At 36.8% G+C, this 19,613-nt stretch carries 12 protein-coding genes and 1 pseudogene; 9 read left to right on the top strand and 4 right to left on the bottom strand.

The annotated features are described in order from the left end of the window. Window positions 1-58: 58 nt before the first annotated feature. The 4 genes from BKM63_RS15495 to BKM63_RS15510 all read left to right on the top strand — a co-directional run bounded on the left by BKM63_RS15495 (window position 59) and on the right by BKM63_RS15510 (window position 5,535). Window positions 59-3,631, top strand: a complete 3,573-nt coding sequence (locus tag BKM63_RS15495) for a response regulator (protein WP_071637492.1) — start codon at window positions 59-61, stop codon at window positions 3,629-3,631. A gap of 155 nt (window positions 3,632-3,786) precedes the next feature. After that, entirely contained in the window at window positions 3,787-4,152 is a 366-nt protein-coding gene (locus BKM63_RS15500) for a response regulator (RefSeq protein WP_071637493.1), read from the top strand. Window positions 4,153-4,159: 7 nt separating this feature from the next. Continuing rightward, window positions 4,160-4,969, top strand: coding sequence for a CheR family methyltransferase (locus BKM63_RS15505; RefSeq protein ID WP_071637494.1), 810 nt, complete (start codon window positions 4,160-4,162; stop codon window positions 4,967-4,969). Further along, the gene (locus BKM63_RS15510; RefSeq protein WP_071637495.1) at window positions 4,951-5,535 is read left to right on the top strand and encodes a chemotaxis protein CheB; all 585 of its coding nucleotides are present in this window, start codon (window positions 4,951-4,953) and stop codon (window positions 5,533-5,535) included. Before BKM63_RS15505 ends, BKM63_RS15510 begins: the two co-directional genes overlap by 19 nt. Before the next feature lie 236 nt (window positions 5,536-5,771). Here the strand turns inward: BKM63_RS15510 and BKM63_RS15515 are convergent, their stop codons facing one another. After that, the gene (locus tag BKM63_RS15515) at window positions 5,772-6,551 is read right to left on the bottom strand and encodes a porin family protein (protein WP_071637496.1); all 780 of its coding nucleotides are present in this window, start codon (window positions 6,549-6,551) and stop codon (window positions 5,772-5,774) included. A gap of 10 nt (window positions 6,552-6,561) precedes the next feature. Next, window positions 6,562-7,683 carry a hypothetical protein gene (locus BKM63_RS15520; protein ID WP_071637497.1) on the bottom strand — a complete coding sequence of 374 codons (1,122 nt, stop codon included), beginning with the start codon at window positions 7,681-7,683 and terminating at the stop codon, window positions 6,562-6,564. A 314-nt stretch (window positions 7,684-7,997) separates the two neighbouring features. Here BKM63_RS15520 and BKM63_RS15525 point away from each other — a divergent pair, with 314 nt between their 5' ends. From BKM63_RS15525 to BKM63_RS15550, 5 genes and pseudogenes are all read left to right on the top strand, one after another. Further along, window positions 7,998-8,321, top strand: a complete 324-nt coding sequence (locus tag BKM63_RS15525; RefSeq protein WP_242661157.1) for a DUF6660 family protein — start codon at window positions 7,998-8,000, stop codon at window positions 8,319-8,321. A gap of 110 nt (window positions 8,322-8,431) precedes the next feature. Beyond that, window positions 8,432-12,832, top strand: a pseudogene (locus BKM63_RS15530) (CusA/CzcA family heavy metal efflux RND transporter). Window position 12,833: 1 nt separating this feature from the next. Continuing rightward, a complete protein-coding gene (locus BKM63_RS15540; RefSeq protein ID WP_071637499.1) occupies window positions 12,834-14,051 on the top strand; it encodes an efflux RND transporter periplasmic adaptor subunit in 1,218 nt (405 codons plus the stop codon). Between the two features lie 241 nt (window positions 14,052-14,292). After that, a complete protein-coding gene (locus BKM63_RS15545; RefSeq protein WP_071637500.1) occupies window positions 14,293-16,290 on the top strand; it encodes a heavy metal translocating P-type ATPase in 1,998 nt (665 codons plus the stop codon). 230 nt (window positions 16,291-16,520) lie between these two features. Continuing rightward, window positions 16,521-17,594: a BamA/TamA family outer membrane protein gene (locus tag BKM63_RS15550; protein ID WP_071637501.1), complete on the top strand. Its 1,074-nt coding sequence runs from the start codon at window positions 16,521-16,523 to the stop codon at window positions 17,592-17,594. 19 nt (window positions 17,595-17,613) lie between these two features. Here the strand turns inward: BKM63_RS15550 and BKM63_RS15555 are convergent, their stop codons facing one another. Further along, window positions 17,614-18,012 (bottom strand): tautomerase family protein, encoded by a 399-nt coding sequence (locus BKM63_RS15555; RefSeq protein ID WP_071637502.1) that lies wholly within the window; start codon window positions 18,010-18,012, stop codon window positions 17,614-17,616. A gap of 111 nt (window positions 18,013-18,123) precedes the next feature. Beyond that, on the bottom strand, window positions 18,124-19,602 hold the full coding sequence (locus BKM63_RS15560) for a DUF1254 domain-containing protein (RefSeq protein ID WP_071637503.1): 1,479 nt from the start codon (window positions 19,600-19,602) through the stop codon (window positions 18,124-18,126). Between the last annotated feature and the right edge of the window lie 11 nt (window positions 19,603-19,613).

Below are 19,613 nucleotides of genomic sequence, written 5' to 3' on the forward strand. Positions count from 1 at the left end.
AATCCTTATAATCACGGGCAGAAAACAAAAACAATTTAGATCATTTTAAAGTAAAAGCATGAACAATAATTTTAAAAGAAATCTGCTAATCAGTTCATTAGTTTCACTAGTTGTACTGACTATTAGTTCTGTTGCTTCATTTATCAGCATCAAAAGTTTATTAAACAGTAACTTTTGGGTAAATCACACTCAGGAAGTTATCTATAATTTAAATGAAGGTTCGGCGCTTGTTACAGAAGCCCAAACCAGTATGCGAGGTTATTTAATTACCGGCGATGAGAAGTTTGTAGATCGCTACAATGAGTCTGAAGCCAAATCAAACGGTTTTTTTGATAAAGTAGAGGAGTTAACGGTCGATAACCCTTCGCAGCAAAAACAGCTGATTCAGTTACAAACTATGCGTTCGGCATTTTTCAAATATTTAAACAATCAAATTGTTAAAAAACGTCTTGGTAAACAAACTTTGGTATTTGACCTAAACGAAGGCAGAGTCATGATGACAGAATTACGTGCTTTAATTAAAAAAGTTGAAAGTACAGAGCAGGCACTTTTAACAGAGCGTAATTCTAATTCTGAACGTTACGGAACGTACAGTTTAATTTTGATTATAGCTGCTTTTTTAATTGCTTTTGTTATTTCGATTGTTTTTTTAATAAGAATTTTAAAAGATTACAACGAGCGTTCGGCATTACAAAAAGAATTAGAGAAAAAAGATGTAGAAACGGCACAGAGAATCGAGGCAATCAGTTCTATTGCAAGTAATATTTCTAACGGAAATTATGACATTCGTGTAGACGATACTAAAGCAGATGCGCTTGGAAGTGTGGGAGAATCCCTGAACAGTATGGGAGTTTCTCTTAAAAATTCGTTTGATTTACTGTCGCAGAAAGAATGGCTTCAAACGGGTGTTGCTGAATTAAACAATGCCATGCTGGGCGAAAAATCACTGCAAAAACTTTCTAAGGACATTATCGAATTTTTATGCCATTACACCAATAGCAGCGCCGGGGTTTTATATGTTATCGAAGAAAACGAACTAATAGTGTCCGGAGGATACAGTTATATACCAAGTAAAAATAGGGAACGCATTCAAAAAGGAGAAGGCTTAATAGGACAGGCCATAACTTCCGGTAAAATATTAGAATTAAAAACCTTATCACCAGATGATATTCAAATTAATTATGCTTTAGGGCAAATTAAACCAACGCATATTGTAGCGGTACCGCTTTTAGATAATAAAATTGAAGGAGCGGTTGAATTGGCCAGTATTTACGGTTTTTCTGATCTGCATTTAGAGTTCTTAAAAACGGTTTCAAACAATATTGGAATTGCTCTAAAATCAACACAAAACAGAAAAAGAGTACTGGAACTTCTGGAAGAAACCAAAACACAGTCAGAAGAACTTCAGTTACAGCACAGCGAACTGGAAGCAATTAATGCCGAATTAGAAGCGCAGACCGAAAAATTACAGGCTTCTGAAGAAGAATTAAGAGTACAGCAGGAAGAATTGGAACAAACCAATGAAGAACTTTCTGAAAGAAGTGTTTTGCTGGAAGAAAAAAACAATGAAATCCAAAAGAAATCTGAAGCTCTAGAATTAACAACACGTTACAAATCAGAGTTTTTGGCCAATATGTCGCATGAGTTAAGAACTCCTTTAAATTCTATTCTGCTTTTAAGCCGATTATTATCTGAAAATAATAATAAGAGCATGAACAATGAAGAAATTGAGTTTGCAAAAGTGATTCAGAGTTCCGGAAACAGTTTATTAGGTTTAATTGATGAAATCCTGGATTTATCTAAAATCGAAGCCGGTAAAATGGAATTGGAGTTTTTAGATGTTTCGACCAAAGAAATTACAGACAGCCTTTGGAACTTATTTAACCTTGTGGCTAAGGAAAAAGGAATTGAATTTGAAATTATTTCGAAAGAAGCGCCGATTGTTATTAAAACAGATAAAATGCGTCTGGAGCAGATTTTGAAAAACCTAATTTCGAATGCTATTAAATTTACCGAAAAAGGAAAAGTTACACTAGAAATCAAAATCAATACCGATGATGATAAAGTAATTTGTTTTATTGTAAAAGATACCGGAATTGGAATTCCGCTTGAAAAACAGCCACTTGTTTTTGAGGCATTCCAGCAGGCCGATGGTTCTACGAAACGTAAATACGGCGGAACCGGTTTAGGACTTTCTATAAGCAGGGAATTGGCGAAATTACTTAGAGGAGAAATCATCCTGCATAGTAAGGTAAATATCGGAAGTACTTTTACTTTATGTCTTCCCGTTTACGGTTCCAGCCTTAATAAAGCCAATGTAGATAAAATACCTCCAACAGAATTTATAGAATTAGAACCTGAAGTACAACCAGGCACGCCGCCAAAAAAATACATCAGTGCCGTTATTCCGGATGAAATCGATGATGATAGGGAAAACATTAAACAAGGAGATAAAGTAATTTTAATTGTTGAAGACGACATTAATTTTGCCAAATCGCTTTTAGCATTTACACGAAATAAAGGATATAAAGGAATTGTTTCCGTAAGAGGCGATTATGCTCTAAACTTTACTTTGCTTTATAAACCAGTTGGAGTTTTATTGGATATTGAACTTCCGGTAAAAAGCGGCTGGGAGGTTCTGGAAGAATTAAAAAATCATTCAGAAACCAAACATATTCCGGTTCATATTATGTCATCACATAAACTGAAACAGGAAAGTTTATTAAAAGGTGCAGTCGATTTCTTAGATAAACCAGTAGCTTTTGAAAGGATTCCGGATGTGTTTTTAAGAATCGAACACATCATTAATAAAGAAGCTCAGAAAGTTTTAATTATCGAAGATAATCCAAAACACGCCAAAGCACTGTCTTATTTCTTAGAAACCTACAATATTAATTCTGAAATTAAAAGTGAAGTTTCTGAAGGTTTACAGGCATTAAACAAAACCGAAGTAGATTGTGTAATTCTGGATATGGGAATTCCGGATAAGCAGGCTTATCAGATTCTGGATGGTGTAAAGAAAAGCCCGGGATTAGAAAATCTTCCGGTAATTGTCTTTACAGGAAAGAGTTTGTCACTAAAAGAAGAAGTGAAAATTAAGAAATATGCCGATTCTATTATTGTAAAAACAGCGCATTCATATCAAAGAATGTTAGACGAAGTTTCGCTGTTCCTGCATTTGGTAGAAGATAAAAAAGAAGGAAAAGACAAAAAAGAAGGACATAAAAAGCTAAATTTACTGAACAATATTCTACACGATAAAAAAGTGCTTATTGTAGACGATGATGTTCGTAATATTTACTCGCTTACAAAAGCCTTAGAAGTGTTTAAAATGAGTATTATTACCGCTTTTGATGGTAATGATGCCATTAAGGTTTTAAGCGAAAATCCAGATACCGATGTTGTTTTGTTAGACATGATGATGCCGCACATGGACGGTTATGAAACTGCCGAGAAAATACGTGCCAATCCTAAATTCCTGAATCTGCCGGTGATTGCCGTTACAGCAAAAGCAATGACAGGAGACAGAGAAAAATGCATCAAGGCAGGAGCATCCGATTATATTACAAAACCGGTAGATGTTGACCAGCTTTTATCATTATTGCGAGTTTGGCTTTATGATAAAGTTTAATATATTGATTGACAAAGAATAAGTAGTTTGGCCGCCGTAGATTAAAAAGATTTAAAATTTGAATTAGTGTAGTTTTAAATGATACAAATTTAGTTCTAATTAAAAGATTCCTTTTAGTCTGTGAAATCAGCGGCAAAAAAAATATAACGACAAATATGAGTAAAAAACGACTTTTAATTGTAGACGACGATTCAAGAAATATTTTTGCACTAACGCATACCTTACGAGTTAAATCGTATGAATGTTTGTCTTGCACAAATGCCGAAGATGCAATAAAGTTATTGAAATCTGATGAAGAGATCGACGCAGTTTTGCTGGATATGATGATGCCCGAAATGGATGGTTATGATGCCATTCCGCTCATAAAAGCCATTCCGTCAAGAAAATCGACTTTTATAATTGCCGTTACAGCACAGGCAATGACAGGCGACAAGGAAAAATGTTTAGAGGCAGGCGCAGATGATTATATCTCAAAACCAGTTGATGTTGATAAGTTACTGCTTATTTTAAGCAAAATTTGAATGGATTATGATTGAGGATATTGAGTTAGAAACGCTTATCAATGAGGTTTACGAATATTATGGTTTTGATTTTGGGAGTTATTCCAGAGCTTCTTTAAAAAGACGTGTAAATAGGGTTTATCAGTTAGATGGATTCAATCATTTTCATGAATTTCTTTCAAAAGTTCGCTACGACCCGGAATATTATAAAAGAATGGTTGACGAGATTACAGTAAATGTTACTGAAATGTTTCGCGATCCATCTTTTTATACCATATTGCGAAATGAAATTCTTCCATTGCTGGGAACCAAACCTTTCATCAGGCTTTGGCATGCCGGCTGTTCTACAGGCGAAGAAGTTTATTCTATGGCCATAATGCTCAAAGAAGCCGGTTTACTGCATAAATCCTTAATTTACGCTACAGACATTAATGCCACTGTTTTAGAAACAGCCAAAAAAGGAATTTTCCCCCTGCGTATGATGAAAGAGTATTCGCAAAACTACCGCGATGCAGGAGGACAGGAAGATTTTTCTAGTTATTATACGGCCAATTACGGTATTGCCAAGTTTAATGAAGATTTATCTCAAAAAATGGTGTATTCACAGCACAATTTAGTCTCGGATACATCTTTTAATGAATTTGATATGATTTTATGTCGTAATGTTTTAATTTATTTTGATAACGAACTTCAAAAAAGAGTTATTAATTTATTTGATGAAAGTTTAGCTGTTTTGGGGTTTTTGGCCCTGGGCACAAAAGAAACCATAAAATATTCTATTTCTTCGGGCAAATACAAACAGTTTGAAAAAGAGAAAATATGGAGGAAAATAAAATAATTTCAAACTGCAGATTAGTTATTATTGGAGGATCGGCAGGAAGCTTAAACGCCTTAATGCAAATTTTACCGGGATTAACTGTACTACATAATTTTGCGGTTGTAATCGTTGTACACCGCAAAAGCACAGATGATCAGACTTTAGAAGAATTGATCACTTTAAAATCAGGTGTTCCTGTAAAAGCTGTTGAAGATAAAACCGTTCTTAAACCTGGTTTTGTTTATGTTGCGCCATCAAATTACCATTTATTATTCGAAAAAGACGACACTTTAGCTCTTGATATTTCAGAGAAAATAAATTACAGCCGTCCCAGTATTGATGTTTCTTTCGAATCAGCAGCAGAAATTTACGGAAACTCCTTGGTTGGAATTCTTTTTTCAGGCTCGAATGCAGATGGAACAGAAGGCTTGAAAGCAATTAAGGCTTCCGGCGGAATTATTATTGTTCAGGATCCGCTTTCGGCAGATATGCCTTTTATGCCCAACAACGCAATATTACATACCAATCCGGATTTTATCTTAAGTAATGAAAAAATTCTGGAATTGCTTATTTCGATAAATAAGTAGCAATTTAATTCCGTGTATTATTAATCCATAATACTCAATCAACAAAAAAACTAAATAGAATATTTTATTGCCTAAAAAAATCAATTGCCTCCAGCTTTAGCTGGAGATTTTAGGATAAGAAAATATAAAAGGCTTTAGCCGAATTTTAAAGTTTGGGCTAAAGCCTTTGCTTAATAAACTTTTTTTACCCCCAGCTAAAGCTGGAGGCAATTCATATATTATAAATTCTATAAATTTTATTTTTTAGGCTGAGGCTGAGGCGCTTCATCCTCAGGAAGAATCACTTTATTAAGTTCGGCTTCCTGTGCAGCACGCCTTTGCGCTGCTTTTCCTTTTCCAATAGGGATGCCCGCTGTCAGATACAAAGATTTATTGTTAGTATTAGGTCCGTCTCCCTTCATTACCGGAACCAAACCATAGTAATATTGAATCGTAAAATTTAGTCCATTGCCCACATTCATGTGGTAACCTGTGCCAAAAGCAATACCGGCATCTATGACCCTGATCTGGTCCCTGATTTTTTTCTTATAGACCACATCATTATCATTAATCTCATTTTTGAACTGATCGAACGCCGAAGCCAAAAGTCCTAGTTGCGGCCCAGCTTTAAGATAAATTCTATTTTTAAATTGGTACTTAATTAAAATAGGCACATTAAAATATCGAATCTCACGATTAACACTACCGCCTGCGAAAGTATTATCCAGATTTACATCGTTTAAAGAATAAACAGGAATGTCGCGCGCACCCATTGGAGATTTTACAATCACGCCTGTATTAATCATCCAGGCCGGATTTTGCTTTGATCTTATATCAAAATAAAACCCAAGATTAAAACCCGGATTAGTTCCGGAACTATCCAGATTAGAAATATCCGAAAGATTAATACCGCCCTCCAAACCAAACTCTAAAAACGGAGAATTCAGTTTATCTCCAAAAATCAAAGATATCAAAACCTGTGATTTCGCCTGCTGGATACAAAACAGTGCAATAAGTAATACTAAACCTTTTTTCATAAAAATGGGTTTATAGTCCAAAACGATATTGCAAACCACATAATACTTGAGTACGACTTCCTAAAAAACCTGATTCAAGTCTAAACATCAGATGCTTGTTATATTGAAACTGCGTTCCTACAATAAAATTCCACATATCTTTTGGCGCTTTTTGCAAGGAGTATTGAACCGTTGAGGATTCTGCAGTACTCAAAGCACCATCTAAAGTAGTCAGGAAAGTTCCGGCTCTTTCCAGTGCACGATTTGCGGTATTGTGTTTGGCTGCGTTTACGGGATTTGCCTGTTGCGCAGGTGTTAATCCGTTCCACCAGTCATCGACTTTTGTTTGGTTTTCAGATACTTTTGCCAGTCCGGTATCTATTTTTCCCTGAGCATTATCTAAATTTAATACATCAGATAATGCAATATTTCCCTTCGTATTTCCTTCAATATGTACTCTAAATCCGCCAACCCACACTGCTATATTTCTTTCCGGTTTACGAAGTTTAAAAGTTTTACCTAATCTTGGGCCAAAAATATAAGAGAAAGCAGGTTTGTCCAGCGCATCAACATCACTCCAGGACATATTCATATCCAGTGCCAGCCAGCCTCCGCCAATACCAATTGTTGGTGTAATTCCCAATCCAAAAGTGGTAGCGTCAAAATTGGCTTTGGTACTAAAATCTGCGATCTGCGACCAATTATTATCAGCATCCGGAATCCAGATTCCGGCATTAATTTTAGTGGTTGGTTTTGCTTTACCAAATATTCCGTAAACATTTAAAAAAGGAAGAAGCCAGATATCAGGTCTAATTGTGATGGCACCCACTTCTACAGAAGACTTGTCGAAACGTACGATCTCGTCTAAATTATACATAGGCCCGTTATTAAAGCCTACCTGAAGATTTTTTATAGTAATTTCAGAATCCTGCCAAAAGTAATTTATAGATAATCCTGCAGAATAGGGCAGGTTGTAGCCTTTTTGAGCCACTTTTTCGCCCCATATTGGTAAGGCGTATGGATATTCGATTATTTTAAGACTGTCTTTTAATTGTTGATTTTTTTCTCCAACGATTTTATCGGTGTAAACCTGACCGAAAAACGGTATACTAAATAATAAGAAAATGGCTGATATTAGTGTATTACATTTCATCGATTTGTAGTGTTTTAAAATTAATTAATAGAACGGTGCAAATAAATATGTACTAATGAAAGGAGGGAATGCCGGCTTATATTTTTGTTTACAGGATTATATAGAGATTGAAATTTTTAAAATAATTGTTTGAATTATATGTTTAATAGTGTTAAAGTTAATTAAATTTCCTTAACATTTATAATGTTTTTTAATAAACTATAATCGTAACTTAAAGACATGCAGGCAATTTTGTAAAAAGACAATTGTTTTCTTAGCAGATCATTTTTTTAATTTATTCTTTTTATAAAAGAATAAATATTAATTTTACAACTATGAAATGGATAGCAATTGTATTGTCAATTTATCTGATGGCACTTTCAAATATGCCCTGCGCAGATTTGGAGGTTAACAGCGCTATGCATAAAACAGCCCAGTTTTCATCAGAAGACAATCATTCTCATGATAAAGACAACGATTTATGTTCTCCATTTTGTGCCTGCAATTGCTGCGGAGCGCAGGTTTTAAGTTATCAGACTACTGTAAGTTATGAATTTCCTGCAGCTTACACTAAAATTTCAATCGCTTTACCCAATTACAATTCTGTATTTATTTCTAATTTCTTCGGAAGTATTTGGCAGCCCCCTCAAATAGCATAATGATGCTCGTCCTGATAATTATTGGGATTACGAGTTAGAGAGTTGTGGATTTTCCACAAATTTTATAAGACAAACTTTTGTCTAATTTCTCATGTCATTATATATTTCAAATGCTAGATAAAATCATTCAGTTTAGTATACGAAACAAATTCGTTATACTATTATTTACCCTTGTTTTAATAGCCTGGGGAAGCTATTCGCTTAAACAACTGCCCCTTGATGCCCTGCCTGATGTTACCAATAATCAGGTTCAGATTATTACAACTGCGCCTACTCTGGCCAGTCAGGAGGTCGAGCAGTTAATTACTTATCCATTAGAACAGGCTGTAAAAACAGTTCCGGATATCATTGAACTTCGCAGTATTTCCCGTTTTGGTTTATCGGTCGTTACCGTTGTTTTTGAAGACGATGTTGATATTTACTGGGCACGCGAACAAATATTTCAACGCCTAAAACAAGCCGAAGAAAATATTCCTGAATACGCAGGAACACCGGAGTTAGCCCCAATTACAACTGGATTGGGCGAAATATACCAATATGATGTTTATGCCAAAAAAGGCTACGAAAACAAATACGATGCGGTACAACTAAGAACCATTCAGGATTGGATTATTATTCCGCAATTGCAGGGAATTAAAGGCGTTGCCGATGTAAGTACCTGGGGTGGAAAACTAAAACAATACGAAATCGCTGTAAATCCAAACACATTAAACAGTTTGGGCGTCACGATTACCGAAATTTTTGATGCTTTAGAAAAAAACAACCAAAACACAGGTGGTGCATATATCGAAAAAGATCAATATGCCTATTTCATCCGTGGTGTCGGGATGGCAAAAGGCGTAAAAGACCTTGGAAATGTGGTAGTGAAAAACCGAAACGGTTCTCCCGTTTTGGTTCGTGATGTAGCACAAGTACGTGAAGGCGTTGCACTGCGTTACGGCGCTTCGACCAAAGACGGAAAAGGAGAAATCGTATCAGGTATGGTTTTGATGCTGAAAGGAGAAAATTCGAGCGCAGTCGTTCATCGTGTAAAAGAAAGAATGATCCAGATTAATAAAAGTCTGCCCGAGGGAGTCGTTGCAGAAGCTTTTATTGATAGAGGAAAACTCGTTGATAATGCCATCGGAACCGTAACCAAAAACTTATTAGAAGGAGCCCTAATCGTCATTTTTGTATTGATATTATTTCTGGGTAATCTTCGTGCCGGACTGATTGTGGCATCGGTAATTCCGCTCGCGATGTTATTTGCTATTATTCTGATGAATGCCTTTGGCGTAAGCGGAAATTTAATGAGTCTGGGGGCGATAGATTTCGGGATTATTGTTGATGGCGCCGTGATAATTGTTGAAGCTTCAATGCATCATCTGCAAAAACTCAAACGCAAAAAAGAACTCACGCAGCAGGAAATGGATGTTGAAATTTACAATTCGGCATCCAAAATAAGAAATAGTGCCGCTTTTGGAGAAATCATTATCCTGATCGTTTACCTGCCTATTCTGGCTTTAATTGGAACTGAAGGAAAAATGTTTAAACCCATGGCTATGACAGTTGGTTTTGCCGTAATTGGCGCCTTTATACTTTCGCTGACTTATGTGCCCATGATGAGTGCAATGTTTCTTTCGAAGAAAACTGAACACAAGGAAAACTTCAGCGATAGAATGATGCTCTGGTTTGAAAATCTGTACATGCCATTTCTTAATAAAGCATTGCAGTTTAAAAAAGTGGTTTTAGGAATTTCGTTAGGACTATTTGCCTTAGGGTTAATCATTTTCAATAATATGGGAGGTGAATTTATTCCAACTATCGAAGAAGGCGATTTAGCTATAAATGCCACGATCATGACCGGAAGTTCGCTTACGCAGATGGTGGAAACAACGACAAAATACGAACAGATTTTAAAAGCCAAATTTCCTGAAATTAAAACAATCGTAACCAAAATAGGAAGCGGTGAAATCCCAACCGATCCAATGCCTATTGAAAGCGGCGACTTGATTATTGTTTTAAAAGACAAAAAAGAATGGAAAGGCAAATACCGAAATTGGGAAGCTTTGGCGAATGCCATGAAAGAAGAAATGGAAGTGATTCCAGGTGCAAATATTGAGATTTCGCAGCCAATTCAAATGCGTTTCAACGAATTAATGACGGGAAGCCGAAGCGATATCGCCATCAAAATTTTTGGTGATGATCTGGAAATTTTAGATTCAAAAGCCTCTGAATTGATTTCGAAGATTAAAGGAATTGAAGGTATTGGAGATTTAAAAGCCGATAAAGTAACGGGGCTGCCTCAAATCACGATTAAATATGATTATAATAAAATTGCTTTATACGGATTGAATATTTCCGATATCAACCAAATTATCCGTTCGTCGTTTGCAGGAGAAAGTGCCGGAAAAATCTACGAAGAAAGCAGACGATTTGATGTGGTCGTGAGAATGAATCAGGATAATCGTGCTGATATTACCGATGTGAGTAATTTGTTTATTCCGCTGCCAAACGGGCAGCAGGTACCGCTTTCGCAGGTGGCAACGGTAGATTATGAGCAAGGCCCGGTTCAGGTGGTTCGTGAAGATGGAAAACGCAGGATTACCGTTGGTTTAAACGTTAGGGGAAGAGATATCAAAACCGTTGTAGAAGAAATTCAGCAGAAACTCGATAAAGATTTTAAACTTCCGGCAGGATATTATGTTACGTATGGCGGACAGTTCGAGAATTTAATCGAGGCTACAAAACGACTTTCGGTGGCATTGCCAATTGCTTTAAGTTTGATTTTGATTTTGCTGTATTTTACATTTAAGAGTTTTAAGCAGGCAGGCTTAATTTTTACCGCCATTCCATTGTCAGCTATTGGTGGTGTATTTGCGCTTTCGCTGAGAGGAATGCCTTTTAGTATTTCAGCGGGAATTGGGTTTATTGCTTTATTTGGAATTGCAGTTTTAAACGGAATCGTCTTGATTTCGTATTTCAATCAATTAAAAACAGAGGGAGTTTTAGATCCGCTTCAACGGGTTTTAATAGGAACCAAAACCAGATTGCGTCCGGTTTTAATGACAGCGGCTGTGGCTTCCTTAGGGTTTCTGCCAATGGCATTATCTACAAGCGGCGGGGCAGAAGTACAAAAACCTCTGGCAACGGTTGTAATTGGAGGGTTAATTTCGGCAACATTATTAACCTTAATCGTTTTACCGATTTTGTATTTATTATTGGAGCGTGGATTTAACCGCAAAGAGCGCTAAGGTTTACGCAAAGCACACAAAGAAATTTTAAAAGAGAAAAAAATGAATTCAATATATATAAAACAGTATATAACCTTTGCGAATCTTCCTTTGCGAACTTTGCGGTTAATTATGTTTGCATTGATTAGCACATTTTCGCAAGCACAAGAAAAAATCAGTCTCGAAAAAGCACTGGAGCTTGCCAAATCAAATAACATTGATTTAAAAATCGCTGATAAAGAAATCGAAAAACAAACTGTTTTAAAAAAGACCGCTTTTCAGCCCGATCCGCTTCAGGTGCAATATCAGGGCGGACAGTTTAACAGCGCCGATTTCGATCATAATGTTTCGGTACAGCAGTTCTTTCCGATAGGAAACATTACAAAAGCAAACAGACAATTGCAGGAGGAACTCGCAAAACTGGCAGCCAAACGTAAAGCATTATCGGCTTATGAACTGGAAAAAGCTGTTACATTGGCCTATTATCAATATTTGTACGGAGTTTCTATTCAGAAATTAAACTCGGAGTTAAATGATATTTACACTAAATTTCTAAAGAACGCCGAACTTCGCTTTAAAACCGGAGAAAGCGGGAACATTGAAGTAATCAGCGCCAAAGCTAAAGTTAAGGAAATCGACACCCAGAGGGAGCAATTGGCATTTGATTTGGCAATTTACCAAAAGCAGCTTCAGTTTTTTGTTCAGACAAATGAGGAGATAATTCCAGATGAAACAACTTCACTGCAATATCCTTTTGTAGAAAATCAGGAAGCAAAGGCTGAAAATTTAATGACTGATTTTTATCAGCAGCAAATTTCAGTTTATCAAAAAGAAGCCGGAACACACAAAGCCATGCGCACACCAAAATTAGGGTTAGGTTATTTTGCCCAAACCATTAATACAGAATCGTTGTTTCAGGGTTTTACGGCCGGACTGCAGATTCCGTTGTTTGGAGGTGTAAATACGTCACGGGCACAGGCTTCGGCGATTAGTATTTCGCAGTCACAATTGGCTTTAGACAAAAACAGAATCATTTTGAAGCTGCAAAAAGAAGAATTGCAGAACAACTTCAAAAAACAACAGAAAAATTTAGCTTATTATCAAAATGAAGGTTCACAATATGCTGATCAGATTATTGAAACGGCGCAGAAAAGTTATGCCAACGGTGATATGAGTTATTGGTCGTATATCAGTTTTTTGAATCAGGCAATTGATATTAAAAAGCAGCTAGCCGAGGCAACACATAACTTTAATCAAAGTGCTATCGAACTCCAATTTCCAACCATCAAAAACAATTAAAATGAAAACATATTTAACCGCAAATTCCGCAAAGTTTTTATCGAAAATTTCGCAAAGAAAGGCAGCTTTTAGCTTAATGCTTATAGCGTATAGCTTAGTGTTAACGTCTTGCAATGAAAAGAAAGCAGAAGAAACCCATGAAGAAGAAAAATCTCAGACAGAAGTTGCCTTAACGGAATCTCAATATAAAACCGTTGGTATTGAAACTGGATTTGTTGAAGACCGAAATCTCAATAAAATCATTAAAGCCAATGGATATACTACTGTTCCGCCTCAGAATTCGGCTGAGGTTTCGACCCTAATTGGCGGAACTGTTAAAGACATTCATGTTTTAGAAGGTACTTATGTCAATAAGGGAAAAGTATTGGCTACGATTCAAAATCTGGAAGTGATTGAAATGCAGGAAGATTATCATTCGGCGGCCGCCAATGTTGAATTTCTGCAGTTAGAGTATAATCGTCAGAAAACGTTGAGCGATGAAAATGTCAATCCGAGGAAAACATTTCAGGAAGTAAAAGCGAAACTTGCTGCCGAAAGAGCACGTGCACAGGCGGCTAAAAATAAATTGGAAGCTTTGCATGTTTCAACAAAAGGAAGTACTTCGCTGGTGCCAATTGTAGCTCCAATAAGCGGTTATGTGGGGAAAATCAATATTGCTAAAGGCGCTTTTGCACAAACTGGGGTTTCATTGTTTGAAGTAGTCGATAACAGTCAGATGCATTTGGATTTGAATGTCTATGAGAAAGATCTGGGGTCTATTTCAATTGGTCAGGTTATCGATTTTGTATTGACGAATCAGTCGAATAAATCGATTAAAGGAAAGATTTTCGGAATCAATAAATCATTTTCTAATGAAAGCAAAACAGTTGCGGTTCACGCCAAAATTGATCCCGCAGATGCAAAAGATCTGATTCCCGGAATGTATGTTTCGGCCAATATCAATATTACAAATGCGACTGTTCCTGCATTGCCAAAAGACGCAGTAGTAAGAAATGCCGATAAATATTTCGTTTTTGTTCAGGAGGAAGAACATACAAATGAAAAAACAAAAGAAAAAGAGATTCATTTTAAAGCAGTAGAAGTTATTCCCGGCACAACAGATTTAGGTTTTACCGAAGTTAAGTTTGTGGATAAAATCGATGCCGGGGAAAAAATCGTTACCAAAGGAGCTTTTTACCTGCTGTCTGCCATGAAAGGCGGAGGAGAGCATGAGCATTGATTTTTTTAATTGCTGAGATGCTAAGCTGCTGAGGTTCTAAGTTTTTTTGTCAGTTTATGTTATTTCGATCCCGAAGCCTTGGGCTCGAAATGACAAATAGTTCGGTTAAATCTTCCTGAAACATACAAACTTAGTGCCTCAGCGCCTTTGCGGCAATAAACAAAATGCTTAAATTTAGAACATTATTGTAAACAAAGTTTTTGGGGCTTAAAACCTGAAACTTTAAACCAGAAATGCTATAATGATACATCAAGATAAAGAAGTAAAAAATATAAAAAATAAAGTCAAACCATCCTGCTGCTGTTCACATGACGAGCCCGTACATTCAGAAAATGACGGACATGACCACGGACACGATCATGAACATGGAGCAGAGGGAAGTTTGTTCAGAATGTTTCTTCCGTCTATAATATCGCTTGTTTTACTGCTTATCGGGATAGGTTTGGATAATTACTTTCCTCAGGACTGGTTTTCAGGATATGTTCGAATTGCGTGGTACGGAATCGCTTATCTTCCGGTTGGACTTCCTGTTTTGAGAGAAGCGTATGAAAGTATTGTAAAAGGCGATGTTTTCTCTGAATTTTTTCTGATGTGCATTGCTACAATTGGTGCCTTTGCTATTGGCGAATATCCCGAAGGTGTTGCAGTTATGCTGTTTTACACGATTGGAGAAACGTTTCAGGGAATGGCGGTCAGCCGTGCAAAATCAAATATTAAAAGTTTATTAGACCAGCGTCCTGATGAAGTTACGATTTTAGAAAATAATATTGCCGTAAAAGTCAAGGCAAAAGACGTTCAGATTGGTGCTGTTGTACAGTTGAAAGCGGGAGAAAAACTTGGACTGGACGGCGAATTACTATCAGATTCGGCTTCGTTTAATACCGCAGCTTTAACGGGAGAAAGCAAACCTGATACAAAAAAGAAAGGCCAGACCGTTTTAGCCGGAATGATAAACGGAAATACAATTGCCTTGGTAAAAGTAACAACAGCTTACAATGACAGTAAATTGTCTAAAATTCTGGAAATGGTTCAGAATGCCACGGCCAAAAAAGCTCCGGCAGAATTATTTATCCGCAAATTTGCCAAAATCTATACGCCAATTGTAGTGTATCTTGCCATTGCAATCTGCCTTTTGCCAATGCTTTTTGTAGACAATTATATTTTTAGCGACTGGCTGTACAGGGCATTGGTTTTCCTGGTGATTTCCTGTCCATGTGCATTGGTGATTAGCATTCCGCTGGGTTATTTTGGCGGAATTGGCGCTGCAAGTAAAAACGGAATCCTATTTAAAGGAAGCAATTTTCTGGACAGTATTTCGACTATTCAAAACGTGGTAATGGATAAAACCGGAACCATGACCGAAGGCGTTTTTAAAGTACAGGAAGTCATTATTAAACCTGATTTTGATAAAGATGAAATCTTGAAACTGGTTAATGCGCTGGAAAGCCAAAGTACACATCCGGTAGCAACAGCAATACATAATCATGTTGGTGCAATAGATTCATCGATTGAATTGAAACAGGTGGAAGAAATTTCCGGACACGGTTTAAAAGCCGAAGTGAACGGAAAAGAACTGCATGTTGGGAATTTTAAACTTCTGGATAAATTCAATATTTCGTATGATATTGATCCCGGTTCTGTTGTGTATACCACGATTGCCATTGCTTATGATAAAAAATTTGCCGGTTATTTGACCATTGCAGACGAAATTAAAGCAGATGCGCAGGAAACGGTTTCTAAACTAAAATCATTAGGCGTAAAAGTAACGATGCTGAGCGGTGACAAAACCAATGTGGTGCAATTTGTAGCAGATAAACTGGGAATTTCGAAGGCTTTTGGCGATTTGCTTCCGGAAGATAAAGTCAATAAAGTTAACGAAATCAAAGCCAAAAACGAAACCGTAGCTTTTGTAGGAGACGGTGTAAACGATGCGCCTGTAATTGCTTTAAGCACCGTTGGAATTGCAATGGGAGGATTAGGAAGCGACGCAGCAATCGAAACCGCCGATATTGTCATTCAGGACGATAAACCGAGTAAAATTGCAATGGCCATAAACATTGGTAAACAAACCAAAAAGATCGTCTGGCAGAATATTATTTTGGCTTTCGTTGTAAAAGCTTTTGTTTTAATTCTTGGGGCAGGCGGACTGGCTACTATGTGGGAAGCCGTTTTTGCCGATGTTGGAGTTGCTTTACTCGCAATTTTGAATGCGGTCAGAATACAGAAGATGAAATTTTAATGTATTTAGTGCATAAAAAGTAAAGTCCAGTTCAAAAAACAGCAAACCCGACAGTCCCGATCCCGAAACTTCGGGACGAGATAAAATCTGTCGGGTTTAAACATTTAGCTAAGTTTTGAAAAAATCGACAAATATGGTTTCATTTTATAATCTGCAACCTAAGATTACATAAATTGAAGGATTGTTTTTTAGTGAAGTAGTAGTTTTGTTTTATCCATAAAAAACAACTTATGAAGAAAACGCTTTTACTTTCCATAATCTTCTTTTTATGGTTTTCGTCTATATATCCACAGCAAAAATCTGCTGACACTACCGCATCAAAAAAACAAACAAAACGTGTAGATTTTAATGTGATGCCCTACATCAACTACAACAGAACTTTGGATTTTATGTTTGGTGCTATCCCTATGATGATGTACAGAATAGACAAAACAGATACTATTTCTCCTAAATCTTTATCTGGTTTATCTGCAGTTTATACTACCAATAAATCGTATTTTATAGCCTCCTTTAATAAATTATATTTTAAAGAGGACCTTTGGCGGGCACAGCTTTTTCTGGCTGTTGGAAATGAGAATGCACAATATTATGTAGACGATGTCGATGTACCGGATTTTTATAATTACGGAACCAAAAGAACTATCGCCAGCTTTAGCCTTCAACGCAAATTAATAAAGTCTCTGTATGCAGGTTTAGGTTATTCATATTCGCATTACAATACAAATTATGAAGATAATATCGAACCGGCTTCTGTAACTCATACTAATGGTTTACAGTTGATTATGATGTATGATACGCGTGATGCCGTTTATTATCCAACTAAAGGGAATAAAGTAAAGCTGCGCTGGCTGACTTATCCGGAATGGATTGGAAATGATGAGAGTGCTAATAAAATCCTTTCGGAATATGATAAATATTTTCCATTTCGAAATGGAACTGATGTATTGGCCGCTCGTTTTTCGGGTAAATTTGGATTAGGCAATATTGCTTTCGAACAACAGGTTACAATTGGAGGTAATGACATTAGAGGATATTCTGAAGGCAAATACCGCGGCGACGGACTTATGGCTTTACAGGCAGAATATCGATATAATTTTAATAAAAAGATGGGATTAGTTGGCTTTGCCGGAGTCGCCACTATTTACGGATCTCAAACTAAAGATTTCGACTGGGGACTGTATCCGGGAGTTGGTGTAGGATATCGATACAGGGCATTTAAAAATGAAAAATTTAATATAGGATTGGACGGCGCTGTAGGAAAAGGAGATTGGGGACTTTACTTCCGTATCGGCGAAGCTTTTTAAATAGTCAGAAAGCAATATTTTATTTCTTCAAATGTTTGGGTTCCTGAATTTCGCCATTGCCAAAAGACCAATTTTCGAGTCCGTTATTTTCTAGCAAAACAATGATTACATTATTAATTGTTATTTCTGTTGAAGCCGCAATTCCGGATGCAATTTGGTGATACAATTTCTTTTTTTGTTCCAAAGTTCTTCCTTGCCCTGCCGTAATTTGGATGTAGACGATATCTTCAGAATGCGAAATTCCAAGGTAACTTTCGGGATATTTTATTTGATGAGGTTCTAATTCTTCAATAACATGAAAATAATCATCCTTCGGAATATGAAATGCTGCAATTAAAGACTGATGAATCGATTCTGATATATTGTTTTTTGTTTCTAATGAAAGTTTTTTAGGAAGGCTGATTCGGACAAATGGCATTTTTATGTTTGTTACATTATAGTTGCAAAGATAGAGGGTCTTTTTCAATATAAGTGAGATTACAAAAAGAAACCCCGAAATTAGTTCGGGGTTTCATTATAAATAATCAGACTATTTCACTTCTTCAAAATCTCCTGGTTTCCAGCTTCCGTTAAAAGCGGGAGCTTCGGGACCGTAAATTCTAAAATAAGTAAACCAGCCTTTATCAGGAAGAGTTTGAATCCAGACATTTTCTTTTCCGGCAGGAGCTTTTGGACCAAAATACAATTCGACCGAAGAACCTTTTTTATCCTTTAGTTCAAACATAGAACGCAAGGCGGCTTTATCCTGATTGGTCAAAATTTCACTTCGTGTGGCATTATCATATACTGTAACCGACCAAAAGAGTTTGGCGGGAACAGGCAGCGGAACGGTTAATTTGTATGTTTTGCTTCCGTCTAAATATTTTCCATTATTGTCTTTCATTCCGAGCCAATACAATGAACCAGCTCCAGGAGCACGATTAAACATGGCAGGAGATTCTACCTGCGCTTGATAAAACCATTTTTCGCGTGCGTAGAGATCCGTATAATTTTCAGTATCAAAAGTACCATTGGCGTATCGCAAAACTGCCCATTCCCATTGACGGTCTTTCCATACAATGCGGTCTGGTCTTCGGTCGGCAAACGATTGTACACGCATTATGGCATTTCCTTTTTGAGCCGCTTTTTCTAAAATGGCTTTCATTCTGGCATCAGGATTAAACGATTTTCCTTTTTCGATTCCCAGTTCAGCAAGTTCTCCATACATAATTCGGTATGCAGGATTTCCAGGTTCTTTTTGAATCAAATCATTCAGTTTTTCCCAATATTTAATGTTGTTTTCCCACGAAAGTGGAGTAAAATCAGCGCCTTTTTTATTCAAGCTGACCCATGTAGGCTCTTTCCAGTCTGCTGGCTTATTGAGCGGATAGACTTTTACTGATTTCATTAAAGCTTCGGCAGTTTCTGCTTTTCCATCAAGCGGCAGTGCTCTTAACATCAATATCAAGCGATTTGTTGTAGGTTTCCCCACAAAATAGCCAGCAGGAATTTTACCGGTATATCCAGGCGGCACAATAATATGTTTGCCCCCTTTTCCTTTATCTGGACCAGGAAGACCAATATCCATTATATACAATTGATTCAAATCATTTGCTACAGACATTAACGGTCCGGGCGGAACATCAACAACCATCGGACCGTATTCTGAAAGATCAAAAACAAGTCCGGCATATTTAGTATCTGAGTTTGGTGTAAAAACGAGCTGGTTGGGCGTTCCGTCCAAGATGGCAAATGTTTTATTCGGAACAACACCATTATTTAAGTTTCCTTCCCACGTACCTGTAAACGATACAGACGGATAAAAGAATCTGTACGTTTGAATGGCCCGGTTCAAATCGGCTTCATCGTAAGCATTTTTAATAGTAGTTTCTGTGGGATAACCTCCAACAAATTCAAATTCAGAATCAGATTTAGAATTTGAAGCAGTTACATTTTCTATTTTCTTTTGTGTACAAGAAGCTAATAAAAAGCACCAGCAAAGTGCTGTAAGGTAGATTTTAACGTTCATGATTTTTAAAG

This window comes from Flavobacterium johnsoniae, from assembly GCF_001879205.1.
In the GTDB taxonomy this organism is placed as follows: Bacteria; Bacteroidota; Bacteroidia; order Flavobacteriales; family Flavobacteriaceae; genus Flavobacterium; species Flavobacterium johnsoniae_A.

Excerpts from the sequence above, each read along its gene's own strand:
- BKM63_RS15495 (WP_071637492.1), top strand. The coding sequence starts at position 59 with ATGAACAATAATTTTAAAAGAAATCTGCTAATCAGTTCATTAGTTTCA.
- BKM63_RS15500 (WP_071637493.1), top strand. The coding sequence starts at position 3,787 with ATGAGTAAAAAACGACTTTTAATTGTAGACGACGATTCAAGAAATATT.
- BKM63_RS15505 (WP_071637494.1), top strand. The coding sequence starts at position 4,160 with ATGATTGAGGATATTGAGTTAGAAACGCTTATCAATGAGGTTTACGAA.
- BKM63_RS15510 (WP_071637495.1), top strand. The coding sequence starts at position 4,951 with ATGGAGGAAAATAAAATAATTTCAAACTGCAGATTAGTTATTATTGGA.
- BKM63_RS15515 (WP_071637496.1), bottom strand. The coding sequence starts at position 6,551 with ATGAAAAAAGGTTTAGTATTACTTATTGCACTGTTTTGTATCCAGCAG.
- BKM63_RS15520 (WP_071637497.1), bottom strand. The coding sequence starts at position 7,683 with ATGAAATGTAATACACTAATATCAGCCATTTTCTTATTATTTAGTATA.
- BKM63_RS15525 (WP_242661157.1), top strand. The coding sequence starts at position 7,998 with ATGAAATGGATAGCAATTGTATTGTCAATTTATCTGATGGCACTTTCA.
- BKM63_RS15540 (WP_071637499.1), top strand. The coding sequence starts at position 12,834 with ATGAAAACATATTTAACCGCAAATTCCGCAAAGTTTTTATCGAAAATT.
- BKM63_RS15545 (WP_071637500.1), top strand. The coding sequence starts at position 14,293 with ATGATACATCAAGATAAAGAAGTAAAAAATATAAAAAATAAAGTCAAA.
- BKM63_RS15550 (WP_071637501.1), top strand. The coding sequence starts at position 16,521 with ATGAAGAAAACGCTTTTACTTTCCATAATCTTCTTTTTATGGTTTTCG.
- BKM63_RS15555 (WP_071637502.1), bottom strand. The coding sequence starts at position 18,012 with ATGCCATTTGTCCGAATCAGCCTTCCTAAAAAACTTTCATTAGAAACA.
- BKM63_RS15560 (WP_071637503.1), bottom strand. The coding sequence starts at position 19,602 with ATGAACGTTAAAATCTACCTTACAGCACTTTGCTGGTGCTTTTTATTA.